8 protein-coding genes are annotated in these 11,467 nt (G+C 73.6%); 4 read left to right on the plus strand and 4 right to left on the minus strand.

Annotated elements, in window-relative coordinates:
- Window positions 1–297 precede the first annotated feature (297 nt).
- The gene (locus tag ETD83_RS33850; protein WP_138649291.1) at window positions 298–1,614 is read left to right on the plus strand and encodes an MFS transporter; all 1,317 of its coding nucleotides are present in this window, start codon (window positions 298–300) and stop codon (window positions 1,612–1,614) included.
- A gap of 60 nt (window positions 1,615–1,674) precedes the next feature.
- The gene (gene thpR, locus ETD83_RS33855) at window positions 1,675–2,298 is read left to right on the plus strand and encodes an RNA 2',3'-cyclic phosphodiesterase (protein WP_138649284.1); all 624 of its coding nucleotides are present in this window, start codon (window positions 1,675–1,677) and stop codon (window positions 2,296–2,298) included.
- On the opposite strand, the gene ETD83_RS33860 is transcribed toward thpR, so the two are convergent.
- Entirely contained in the window at window positions 2,235–4,412 is a 2,178-nt protein-coding gene (locus ETD83_RS33860) for a hypothetical protein (RefSeq protein ID WP_138649285.1), read from the minus strand. The two genes, thpR and ETD83_RS33860, sit on opposite strands and share 64 nt — an antisense overlap.
- Window positions 4,413–4,575: 163 nt before the next feature.
- Entirely contained in the window at window positions 4,576–5,607 is a 1,032-nt protein-coding gene (locus ETD83_RS33865) for a hypothetical protein (RefSeq protein WP_138649286.1), read from the minus strand.
- A 196-nt stretch (window positions 5,608–5,803) separates the two neighbouring features.
- On the opposite strand from ETD83_RS33865, the gene ETD83_RS33870 reads away from it, so the two are divergent.
- A complete protein-coding gene (locus tag ETD83_RS33870) occupies window positions 5,804–6,748 on the plus strand; it encodes a class II glutamine amidotransferase (protein ID WP_171064594.1) in 945 nt (314 codons plus the stop codon).
- 79 nt (window positions 6,749–6,827) lie between these two features.
- Here the strand turns inward: ETD83_RS33870 and serC are convergent, their stop codons facing one another.
- Window positions 6,828–7,964 (minus strand): phosphoserine transaminase, encoded by a 1,137-nt coding sequence (gene serC / locus ETD83_RS33875; RefSeq protein WP_138649288.1) that lies wholly within the window; start codon window positions 7,962–7,964, stop codon window positions 6,828–6,830.
- Between the two features lie 10 nt (window positions 7,965–7,974).
- Entirely contained in the window at window positions 7,975–8,322 is a 348-nt protein-coding gene (locus ETD83_RS33880; protein ID WP_138649289.1) for a hypothetical protein, read from the minus strand.
- A 165-nt stretch (window positions 8,323–8,487) separates the two neighbouring features.
- Here ETD83_RS33880 and ETD83_RS33885 point away from each other — a divergent pair, with 165 nt between their 5' ends.
- On the plus strand, window positions 8,488–11,370 hold the full coding sequence (locus ETD83_RS33885) for an ABC transporter substrate-binding protein (protein ID WP_138649290.1): 2,883 nt from the start codon (window positions 8,488–8,490) through the stop codon (window positions 11,368–11,370).
- Window positions 11,371–11,467 lie beyond the last annotated feature (97 nt).

Here is an 11,467-nt window from a genome sequence, read left to right on the forward strand (position 1 = left end):
GCCACCCCCGGCCCCGCGTCCACGTCCGCGCCCGCGTCCGCTGGGCGGGGCCGCCGCCGTCCCGTCGCCCACGTGGCCGGACGCGCCAAGGCCCCAGGCCCGCCCTCGTGCGCCGACGAGCCAGCCGACGCCGAGACGCCGCCGAAGGAGATCGCCGCGCTCCCGGCCGCCGGGCAGACGGACGACGACGAGCCCCGCGAGCCCGACGACCCCGACGAACCCCGCGGCCCCGGCAGGCCAGACGAATCCCGTGACCTCGACGGGCTTGACGATGCTGACGAGGCACGCGCCGGGGGCATGTTCCGGTCGCTGCGCAACCGCAACTACCGGCTGTACGCGGCGGGCCAGGTCGTCTCCAACACCGGCACGTGGATGCAGCGGATCGCGCAGGACTGGCTCGTCCTCGAACTCGCGCACGGCAGCGGCACCGCGCTCGGCATCACCACCGGCCTGCAGTTCCTGCCGATGCTGCTGTTCGGCCTGTGGGGCGGCGTCATCGCCGACCGGTATCCCAAGCGCCGCGTCCTGATGCTCGCGCAGGCGTCCATGGGCGTGCTCGCGCTCGTCCTCGGCCTGCTCGCGGTGACCGGAGTCGCGCAGGTGTGGCACGTGTACGTGCTGGCGTTCGGGCTCGGCCTCGCGACCGTCGTCGACAACCCGACCCGCCAGTCGTTCGTCGTGGAGATGGTCGGCAGGCGCGACCTGCCGAACGCGATCGCGCTGAACAGCGCCTCGTTCAACGGCGCCAGGCTGCTCGGCCCCGCCGTCGCCGGCGTGCTGATCGCGCTGATCGGCACGGGCCCGGTGTTCCTGGTGAACGCGGCGTCGTTCGGCGCCGTCCTGTTCGGCCTCTACGCGATGCGCGGGGACGAGCTGCACCCCGCCGACCCCGTCAAGCGCGCCAAGGGACAGCTCCGCGAGGGCCTGCGCTACGTCCGCGGACGCCGTGACCTGATGCTGGTCCTGATCCTCATCGGGTTCCTCGCCATGTTCGGCATGAACTTCGCCACCACGGTCGCGCTCGTCGCGAAGGAGGTCTTCCACACCGACGCGTCCGCGTTCGGCCTCGCGTCCAGCATGCTCGCGCTCGGCGCGCTCACCGGGGCCCTGCTGGCCGCGCGGCGGGTGACCAAGCCGCGGCTGAGGTTCCTGGTGGCGGTGGGCCTGGCGTTCGGCGCGCTGGAGGTCGCCACCGGACTGATGCCGACGTACTGGACGTTTTTGGCGCTGCTGGTCCCGACCGGCGTCGCGATGATGACGATCATGACGGCGGCGAACGCGACCATGCAGCTGAGCGTCGCCCCCGAGATGCGCGGACGCGTGATGGGCCTCTACATGTTCGTGTTCCTCGGGACGAACCCGCTGGGCGCGCCCACGATCGGCTGGCTGGCCGAGAACTTCGGCGCCCGGACGGGCCTCGTCGGCGGCGGGCTGATCTCGGTCGTCGCCGCGGCCGCCGTCGGCGTGCTGGCCGCGCGGGGCGCGCCGGGCGAGGCCGGGGCGATCCGGCCGGCGCTCGACCGCATCCGGCGGCGGCCCGCACCCGCCGCGGCATCCGGGGCCGCATCCGCCGCCGCATCGGGCGCCGGCACCGGTCCCGCCGGTTCCGCGTGACGGCGTGACAAGGGGTGCCATCTGCTGAAATGCTTGACCGGTGGCCCTCCGGACGCTCCCATGAGGCTTTTCGTGGCGCTCGTGCCGCCACCGGACATTCTGGACGAGCTTGAGGAGGCCGTCCTGCCGCACCGCGACGCGGTGCCCGAGCTGAGATGGGTGCGGCGCGACCTGCTCCACGTCACGCTGACGTTCCTCGGCGAGGTGGACGACCGCACCCTCGACCGGCTGCTCCCCAGGCTGGAGCGCGCCGTCGGCCGGCACGAGCGGATGTCATTGTCGCTGGCGGGGGCGGGCGCGTTCCCCGCCAGCGGGACGCACGCCCGCGTCCTGTGGACGGGCCTGTTCGGAGACCGCCGCGGGGTGGCGCGGCTCGCCGCGTCCACCACGGCCGCAGGACGCCGCGTCGGGACGTTGCCGGACAAGTACCGGGGCTTCCGCCCGCACCTCACGTTGGCGCGGTCCAGAAGGCCGGTGGACGTGCGCCCGCTCATGGAGTCGCTGTCGGCGTTCGCCGGGGCGCCGTGGACGGCCGGTTCCGTCCACCTGATGCGCAGCCACCTGCCCGGCAAGGACTACAGCCAGCTGACGTACGAGTCGCTGAAGACGTGGTCGCTGCGTCAGAGCTCGGGCGGCGGGGGCGCGGGACGGTCGGCGTCCGGCGGGCCCCAGGGCAGGCCGTAGCGTTCGCAGGCGCGGCGCAGCTCGTCCAGGTCGGGCGGGAACGTCACCTGCCGCAGCACCCGCCCGGACGGGCTCCACACCACCAGGCGCGGCATCCGCTCGGTCGCCTCGTCGATGCCGACGCCGCCGACGCGGTCGCGGCCCAGGTCCCACTCGACCTTGCCGCGCCGGGTGACTACCGCGAGCCCGGCGGCCGACACCCGAAGCTGCGGGCGGTTGCGGTCGTACAGCCAGTAACCGACAAGGCCGATGACCAGCCCCACGGGCACCGACCAGGACGCGGTCGCGTTGAAGCCGCCCAGCTCAGGCCCGAGCCAGACCGCGCCCAGCAGCGCGACGGCCTCGCATAGCAGGACGCTCATCCCGTACGTCCCAATACGGGAGCGGCGGGTCGCGTCCAGGAGCGTCCCTGGCGCGGTCATCGGGTTGGGCGGCGCGGAGCCGGAGAACGTGAGCTCGTGCTCGTCCAGAGGGTCTGGCTGCGGAGCCGCCGCCGCCTCGCCGGCCTGCTCTCCGGCGTCCTGCCCTGCGTCCGGCCCGGTGGCGCTCTGCGAGGACACGGACGCCGTCGGCGGTTCGGGGCCGGTCAGCGTGGAGACGGCGGAGTGGAACGCGGCGCTGAGGTAGGCGTCGTACTCGGCGTCGTTGACCGGCAGCCCGGCGCGGCGGGCAGCGTCCCGCAGGTCGGTGCGGGAGATCCGCAGCGACGACAGTGGCGCGGCGAAGAACTCGTCGCCGTCGGTGTCGTAGAGCCGGACCCAGGCGTGCCCGGCGATGGTCAGCAGCTCGATGCCGCCGATGCGGTCCTCCGGCATCTTCAGCACGACGTCGCCGGCGGCGTCCGCCCAGCCGAGCCCGCCGTCCGCGACGACCAGCCGCCCGCCGGGGACCTGCGCGAAGATCTCGGGCAGCCCCTCCAGGCCGTACTGCGGGCGGCGTGGCGCCCGCGCGCCCGGCGTGATCACCCGGTAGCCGTGGTCGTCGAGGGCGTGCGCGAGCTGGAAGCCGTCCAGGCCGTGCGCGGGCAGCCGCGCGACGAGCTCCAGCCGGTGTCCGAACGCGAGCGCGGCGAGGTCGGCGCGGCGCGGCTCGCCGCTCACCGGGTCGAGCCGCAGGCCGGGACCGACGACGACCGCGGCGACGTCCCCTGCCCGCAGGTCCTGCACCTCGCGGCGGCGGCCGGGACGGGCCCGCACCCGCAGCCGCTCCGCGTTGATCGTCCAGCGGACCTGGGCGGCCCGCAGCAGCCGGCGGCGCGCCGCGAGGACGCCCGCGATCGCGGCGAGCGCCCAGCAGCCGGCGGCGAGCCGGGCGCCGAACTCGCCCGTGCCGTCCACCGCGATCCTGACGATCATGACGGTGCCGAGCAGGGCGGTGAGGACGCCGAGGAGCACGACCCGGCGGCGGCTCGGCAGCGGCTCGGGCGTGTCCAGCCGCTGCTCCTTGCCCGTCTCCCTGCGCGCCTTGCCCACGCCGTTGCCCTCCTCCGGGCCCTCGGCGGGCTTGATCGAGGACGGTTCGTGGGCCGCGGCGAGGAGAGCGGCCTCCTGGTCCAGCAGCCGCTTCTCCGCCGCGTGGTCGCGGGGCAGAGGGCCGCCTCCCGGGACGTCGTCGTCCAGCGTGGGGATGCGCAGGGCCTCGTCCAGCGCGGGGTCGAGGAGATCGGTCGCCTCGCCGTCCAGCACGTGCATGGGGATGCCGAGGCGCCTCGCCGTCACGAAGACGGTGAGGGGCTCCAGGCCCATCGAGGTCATCCCGCCCACCGCGGTACGGCCGAACCGGTGGAACACGGTCAGGACGCCGTCGCCGGTGGTGATGGCCAGCCCGTCGATCCGGGACCGCTCGTAGGAGACCATGCTCAGCCCGCCCGGCCCGATCTTCTCCAGCCCGGCCGCGGACAGCCGCCAGTACGGCCGCGGACGGCGCCTGCGCGCCTCCGGCGCCGCGCCGAGCAGCCACGGGATCGCGGCGACGACGCCGATCAGCGCGGCCCACAGCCACACCGGGCGGATCGGCAGCAGCGCCAGCGCCACCGCGAGCAGGGCGAACGGTCCGGCGGCGACGGGACGCCACCGGCCGCCGGGTCCCGCCAGGCCCACGAGCTCATGCTCCACAGTCCGCATCCTCACACGGGTCCTCGCGGGCCCGTCGCCTCCTTCCACGATCCCGTCGCCGTCCGAAACCGACTTCCATCGTGCCGGTCAGGTGCGCCTTTCCGCCCCGCTTGCCCGTCCCGCTTGCCCGTCCCTCGTCATCCGCCTCCGTCGTCCGCCGCCGTCATCCGCCTCCCGACGAGCCTCCGCGCCTGCGCAGCAGCCCGTAGCCGACGGCCGCGGCGATGGCGAGCGCGAAGAACAACCCCATCCTGGTGTTCCGGGTGTCCCTGGTGTGGCCCTCGACGTCGCCCGCCGAACCCGCGTTCTTCGCCTTCCCGCCGGACGGAGACGGCAGCGCCTCGTCCGGCAGCGGCAGCCGGTAGACCGGCTGGTTCTCGCCCTCGGACCCCACCAGAAGGGACCTCCCGTCCGCCGTGTAGCTCAGGGATTCGCCCTGCGACTGCAACGGGATGTCGATCGATGTCATGGATTTCCCCGGACGGCCGTCCGGGCCTACCGAATAAAGACGCGCACCGAAGTAGGAACGGATGACACAGGTGCGCCCATCGGGCGAGAACGCGCCGTCGGTCGCCATGGCCGGAGCGTTCGCGACCTTCTGCAGGACGTTGTATCCGCTGGTCCGGAGCTTCGCCGGGGCCTCGTACACCTTGCCGCCGAACAGCTTGCTGGCGATGAAGAGCCGGTTCGTCCGCGGGTTGATCATGAAGGTCTCGGCGTTGCGCGGCCCGTCCGGATACTTGATCTTGAAGGCGGTCGCCGGGAGCGTCCGGCTGCCGAGCCGGGACGGCTCCCTGATCCGGTACACCGTCACGTACGGCCACGCGCCGCCGAGATTGTCGCCGATGTCCGCCACGAAGATCGCCGGGCGGCCGTGCCCGTCCTTGCCGAGCGCGATGCCCTCCCAGTCGCGGGCGCCCGCGCCGGCGAGCGTCAGCACGGCCCGGACGCGCCCGCCCGCGTCGAGCGCGTAGATCTTCGGGACGCCGCCCGAGTCGTTGTGCGTGTAGACGATGCCGGGGTGCCGCGCGCTGGCCGCGAGCCCGCTGGACTCGGTGATCCGCGAATCGTTGATCATGAAGGCGACCTGGTCGGCGCGGGCCGCACCCGCCGCCGCGGCGGGCGCGAGGACGCAGGTCGAGGACCCGGCGAGGACGAGGGCGGCACCGGTGCGGGCGACGCGGCTGAGCGACATCCCTTGATCATCCCCGTTCCGCGCCCCGTCGATCATACGATCCGCGTCAGTTCAGCAGCGCACCGACGACCACGGCCAGGACGAGCGCGGTCAGCACGGTGGGAAGCAGCCAGCGGGTCGCGCGGTTCACGGTCCGAGCCTATTCGGCACGATGAGCGACTCGAACCGTCCGCCCATGAAATGCATCTCATGTGGCATGTGCGGATTGTTCGGGATGGTGCGCTCGCCGTTCGCCGGCGACCCGGGGCTCGCCTCGGACGTGTTCGTCACGCTGGGCGCGCTCGCGGAGGAGCGCGGCACGGACTCGGCGGGGCTGGCGCTCCTCGGCGCCTGGCCTGGCCTCGGCGGGCCGGAGACCGGCGGCGTCCCCGCGGCGGGCTGCCGCGTGGTGAAGGGACGCGGCCGCTTCTCGGCCATCTGGCGGCCCGAGTTCCTCCCCGAGCTCGACCGCGCGCCGGTCGTCCTCGGGCACACCCGCTGGGCGACGCAGGGCTCGCCGGACGAGGCCGGCAACGCCAGCCCGATGGTCGTCCCCGGGACGGCCGCGGCGGGCGGCCCGTCCGCCGGTGTCGTCGCCACCCACAACGGCGACATCGACGCCGCCGGCCTGCGGTCGCGCTTCGCGCTGCCGCCCGCGTCCGGGACGACCGACAGCGAGCCGATCTTCCAGCTCCTCGCGGGCTGCGCCGACCGGTCCGCCGTGACGGGCGTCCTGGAGGCCCTGGTCGGACGGGCCGCGCTGGCCTGGGTCCACCGGGACCGTCCGACCGAGGTGCATCTGGCCCGCGCCGCGCTCAGCCCGCTGACCGTGGCCGTGGACACCGAGCAGAACATCTACTGGGCGTCCAACCCGCGCTGGTTCCGCGAGGCCGAGCGGCACACGCGCGTGGAGTTCGCGACCGTGGTCCTGCTCCGCGAGGGCACCTACCTGAAGGTCGGCATGGAGTGCCACCCTGGACGGCGCGACCGGCCCGAGGTGCTGGCGACGGCGGCGTTCCTGCCCACGGCCCGCGCCACCGACATGGACGGCCGCGTCTGGACGGGCTTCACCCGCGCCGACGAGGAGTGCGACCGCGCCGGGCTGCGCCATCGCGTGGCGGAGCGGCTCGGCGACACCGGCGATCTTTTGTCGGTAGCCTGAACCGTTCGCCGTCTGAAGCGGGCTCTCGGGGGCGCGGCGCGGCGCCCCCGAGAGTCGGACGCCAGACGAGGGCCGGACGCTAGAGGCGCTCGACGATGTAGTCGACGCAGGACGTCAGCGCCTCGACGTCGGCCGGGTCGATCGCCGGGAACATGCCGATGCGGAGCTGGTTGCGGCCGAGCTTCCGGTACGGCTCGGTGTCCACGATGCCGTTGGCGCGCAGCGTCCTGGCGACGGCCGCCGCGTCGACGTCGTCGTTGAAGTCGACCGTCCCGACCACCTGCGAACGCTGCGCGGGGTCCACGACGAACGGCGTCGTGTACGACGTCTTCTCCGCCCACGTGTAGAGCCGCTGGGACGAGTCGGCCGTGCGGGACGTCGTCCACGCCAGGCCGCCCCGGCCGTTCATCCACTCGATCTGCTCGGCGAGCAGCAGCAGCGTCGCCACGGCCGGGGTGTTGTACGTCTGGTCCTTGGCGGAGTTGTCGACGGCCGTCTTCAGGTTGAGGAACTCGGGGATGTACCGGTCGGACGTGGCGATCTCGCCGATCCGCTCCAGCGCGGCCGGGGACGCGAGCGCCACCCAGAGGCCGCCGTCCGCGGCGAAGCACTTCTGCGGCGCGAAGTAGTAGACGTCCGTCTGCGTCACGTCCACGGGCAGGCCGCCCGCGCCGGAGGTGGCGTCGACGAGCACGAGTCCGTCGCGCGCGGTGGTGCCCGCCGGGCGCCGGATCTCCATGGCGACGCCGGTCGAGGTCTCGTTGTGGGTGAGGGCGTAGACGTCCGCGTCCTCCTCGGCCGACGGCTCGGGGTGCGTCCCGGGCGGGGCGGAGATGACGGTCGGGTCGCCCAGCCAGGGCGCGCTCGTGGTGACCTTCGCGAACTTGCTGGAGAACTCGCCGAACGTCAGGTGCTGCGACCGCTGCCGGACGAGCCCGAACGCTGCGGCGTCCCAGAACGCGGTGGTGCCGCCGTTGCCGAGCAGGACCTCGTACCCCTCGGGCAGCGAGAACAGCTCGCCGAGGCCCTCCCGGACGCGCCCGACAAGAGACTTCACCGGCTTCTGCCGGTGCGAGGTCCCGAGGTAGGTCGAGCCGGACTCCGCGAGCGCCGCGAGCTGCTCCGGGCGGACCTTCGACGGACCGCATCCGAAGCGGCCGTCCGCGGGCTTCAGATCGGCGGGTATGTCAATGGCTGGATTCGCGCTTTCGGTCACTCACCAGAGGCTACTTCACCCTCCGCACGGCCCAGGCCAGCAGGGTCACCAGCGCGAGCGAGCAGACGGCGGCGATCACCGCGGGCGGGTGGATCCAGTCATCGCCCCTGCCATGGGCCTCCACGGCCGTGGTGACGGAGTCGTAGATCAGGAACGCCAGGAGGAGCGCGGCGATCACGGCGGCGATCCGTCCCGACACCGCGTTGGCATGGCGCCGCCGCTCCTCACGCTCCGCCTCGTGCCGCCGCGACTCCTCAGCGGCGCTCGGCGCAGCCGCACCCGCCGGAGGTCCGGGGCGGGACGCGGGCGCGGACGGGCCGATGTCGCCCTCCAGCGGCTCGTCGCGGTCGTCGCCCATGGCGCCAATGATGGCAAAGTGGCCGAGTTTCGCGCACGGGCGCACGACGATTGGAAAGTTTCGATCCTTTTCGCGGTCCGCCGCGTCCAATGCCGATAAGGGCGGTGGGAGAACGAGCCGGGGGAGCGGCCAGCAACTGGACAATGCGGAAGTGAGGCGTGACCCATGGCGCGCGAGGGCGACCGGATCCCGACCGAGGAACGGCTGCGCGGGGTGCTCGACCTGTTCGAACGGCTGCGGGAACGGCCGCGGTGGCGGGAACGGCTGAGGCCGCTGCTCCTGCTGCTCGGCCCCGGCCGCGCCACCTCCCATGTCGCGGAGGTGCTGAAGTCCCGGTGCGAGGACGAGCGCGCACCGGTCTCGCACATCGCCGCCGAGACGCCCGCCACCGACGTCGCGGGCGTCCTGCGGGAGGCGAAGCGGGAGCTGTCGCAGCCGAGCAGCCATGCCCGGGGCGAGCCGCCGCTGCGGTTCCCGCTGCTGGAGATGGCGCTGTGGCTGCGCGACCTGCGGGAGATCCGGCTGGCGGGAGACCGTCCGGCCCCGCGCGGCGCGTCGGCGGCGGAGCGGGAGAACCACCAGCTGGTGCGGCGGCTGACGCACCCGCCCGTCGGGGACAACGAGAACGCGCGCCGCCGCGAGCTGAACCGGGTCATCCGCAGGCGCGGCCGGGACGTCCTGCGCGACCTGGAGGGGCCGCGCGGCCGGCCCGCGACGTTCCTGGCGTTCCTGGAGCAGATCGCCCCGATCGGGATCGCGGTGGTCGCGCTGATCAGCGCCGGGACGGCGGCGGCGCTCGACCTCGCGGCGGCCGTGTTCGCCGCGATCATCGGGGTGGCGTTCGTGACCGTCCAGATCGCGGCGCGCACGCGCGGCTGGTACGGGGTCCGCCGGTTCAGCTGGTTCCTCAAGCAGCCGTACGTCGACCGCGACTCCACCGGGTTCCTCGGCTTCGCGCTGGGCGTGTTCGACCCGCGTCCCGTCGAGCCGGACGACCACGGCGAGCAGCTCGACCTGCTGCTCGTCGCCGCGTTCCTGGAGGACCTGCGCCGCTGCTACCGGCGCGACTACCGGCGGGCGGCGTGGGCGCGGGTCCGCTACCCGGTGCTCATCTTCGAGCGGCTGTCGGCCGGGCATCCCGGGGTGGCGTTCGTGGAGCTGGTCGAGCGGGTCCGCGCCGACAGCCAGGCGGGCGGGCGGCTGCCCTGCCTCGACCCGCTCGTCGTCGTCGCCAGCGTCGACCCGGACGCGCCCGCCGAGGACGACCCGTCCGCGCCCGCGGGACCGAGGCTCGTCGACCGGATCGCGCAGGCCGTCCGCGTCGACATGTCGGCGGGCGAGCCGCAGAACGTCATCGCCGCCCGCGGGCTCTGGGACCGGTACACCAGGGAGCAGCGGCGCGTCGGCGCGCTCGGCTCGCGCCGGGAGCTGCGCGTCGACATCACCCGCGACCCGGGCGGCGACCTGCCGCCCGTCCGGCCGGTGCGGCGCCGCCCCCGGTTCGCGCATCCGGCGCTGCCGTGGATCGCGATGGTGGCGGTCGCGGCGGCGTCCATCACGGTGATCTCCGTCCAGGCGCGGATGTACTGCTCGCCGGTCGGCATCAGGCGGATGGCGAACGGCGAGTGCATCGGCATCACCGACGGGTCGTTCTCCTTCGGCGAGAACTCCGGCGGCAAGAACAACGACGGCCGGCTGAGCGAGGTGCTCGGCGAGATCGAGTCGCAGAACGACCACGTCAAGGAGTCCGGCAAGCCGTACGCGACGGTCGTCTACCTCGGCCCGGTGACCGCCGACCCGTCGATCAAGAACCGGCGGATCGAGCTGCTCGCCGGCGTCCAGGGCGAGCTGATCGGTCTCGCGATCGCGCAGAAGCGGTTCAACGACACCGCCGAGGGCAAGGACCTGCGGCTGCGCGTGCTGATCGCGAACGCGGGCGCCAAGTTCCGCTATGCCGAGCACGTCGCCGGGCAGATCCGCGAGCGGGCGCTGGACGACCGCAGCATCGTCGCGGTGATCGGCTTCGAGCAGAGCCGCCGGCAGACCCAGGAGGCGATCAAGCTGCTGGCCAAGTCGGCGCTCCCGCTGGTCAGCACCGCCAACAGCTTCGGCGGGACGGCCCTTCTCGACGGCGAGGCGGGCTACTCGCCGTACTACTTCCGGCTGGCGTCGCCGAACGCGCGGACCGCGAGGCACGCCGCGCACTGGGCCCGCAACGGGCACGTCGGCGGCAGGAGGATGGACGACGCGGTCGTCATCTACGACGGCGACCCGAACGACCTGTACAGCAAGGACCTCGCCGTCGAGTTCCAGAAGGCGTTCCGTCCCGGCGTGACGCGCATGCGGCCGTACCGGGACCCGGGGGACCTGAACAAGTCCGTCCGGGAGGCGTGCCGCGACAAGCCCGACATGTTCTACTACGCCGGCCGGTCGGACGAGTTCCGCTCGTTCGCCAACGTCCTGGAGCTGTCCTGCCCGGAGCCCCGGCTGGTCCTGACGGACGACGAGATCGCCAAGTACGTCAGCGACAACGCCGCGGAGCTGGGCCGGAAGGGCACCTTCCAGCTGTACTTCACGCCGCTCGCGGCCCGCGAGGCGTGGGATCGGCGGTGGGTCGGCGACCAGTCGCCCCAGACGTTCTACTCGGACTACGACCCCGTCGCCCGGGAGATGACCATCAAGGACGGCGACTCGGTCCAATGGCCGTCGATCACCCGCGCCGCCGTCGCCTACGACGCGGTCACCCTCGTCGCGACCGTGGCGCGCACCGTGTACTGGCGGGAGAACGCGCGGCCGTCGGCGGGATCGGTGTTCGCGGCGCTCGACGACCCGGACGACGACGTCCTGCGCAACGGCGCGAGCGGCGTCATCCGCTTCGGGCCGCGCTCCACCGGCCACCAGGTGCTGGACAAGCCGGTGATCCTCGCGCGGATCACGCCGGACGGGAGGACGGAGGTCACGCAGCTCTGCGGCCGCCTGATCACCGGCCCGCAGGGAAGGGCGGACTGCCCGCCGGGAGACGAACCGCCCGCCGCACCGCCCCGCTGAACCGGGTGAACCGCATGAGCCGGATGAGCCGGCGATGAGCGAGGCCCCCGGATCGGCCGCTGGATCCGGGGGCCTTCAAGTCTGGTCGGGGGGACGG

The sequence above is a fragment of the Actinomadura soli genome, from assembly GCF_005889715.1.
Lineage (GTDB): Bacteria > Actinomycetota > Actinomycetes > Streptosporangiales > Streptosporangiaceae > Spirillospora > Spirillospora soli.

What these genes read in the sequence shown, in the direction of transcription:
- ETD83_RS33850 (WP_138649291.1), top strand. Translation starts at nt 298, where the DNA reads ATGTTCCGGTCGCTGCGCAACCGCAACTACCGGCTGTACGCGGCGGGC.
- thpR (WP_138649284.1), top strand. Translation starts at nt 1,675, where the DNA reads ATGAGGCTTTTCGTGGCGCTCGTGCCGCCACCGGACATTCTGGACGAG.
- ETD83_RS33865 (WP_138649286.1), bottom strand. Translation starts at nt 5,607, where the DNA reads ATGTCGCTCAGCCGCGTCGCCCGCACCGGTGCCGCCCTCGTCCTCGCC.
- ETD83_RS33870 (WP_171064594.1), top strand. Translation starts at nt 5,804, where the DNA reads ATGTGCGGATTGTTCGGGATGGTGCGCTCGCCGTTCGCCGGCGACCCG.
- ETD83_RS33880 (WP_138649289.1), bottom strand. Translation starts at nt 8,322, where the DNA reads ATGGGCGACGACCGCGACGAGCCGCTGGAGGGCGACATCGGCCCGTCC.
- ETD83_RS33885 (WP_138649290.1), top strand. Translation starts at nt 8,488, where the DNA reads ATGGCGCGCGAGGGCGACCGGATCCCGACCGAGGAACGGCTGCGCGGG.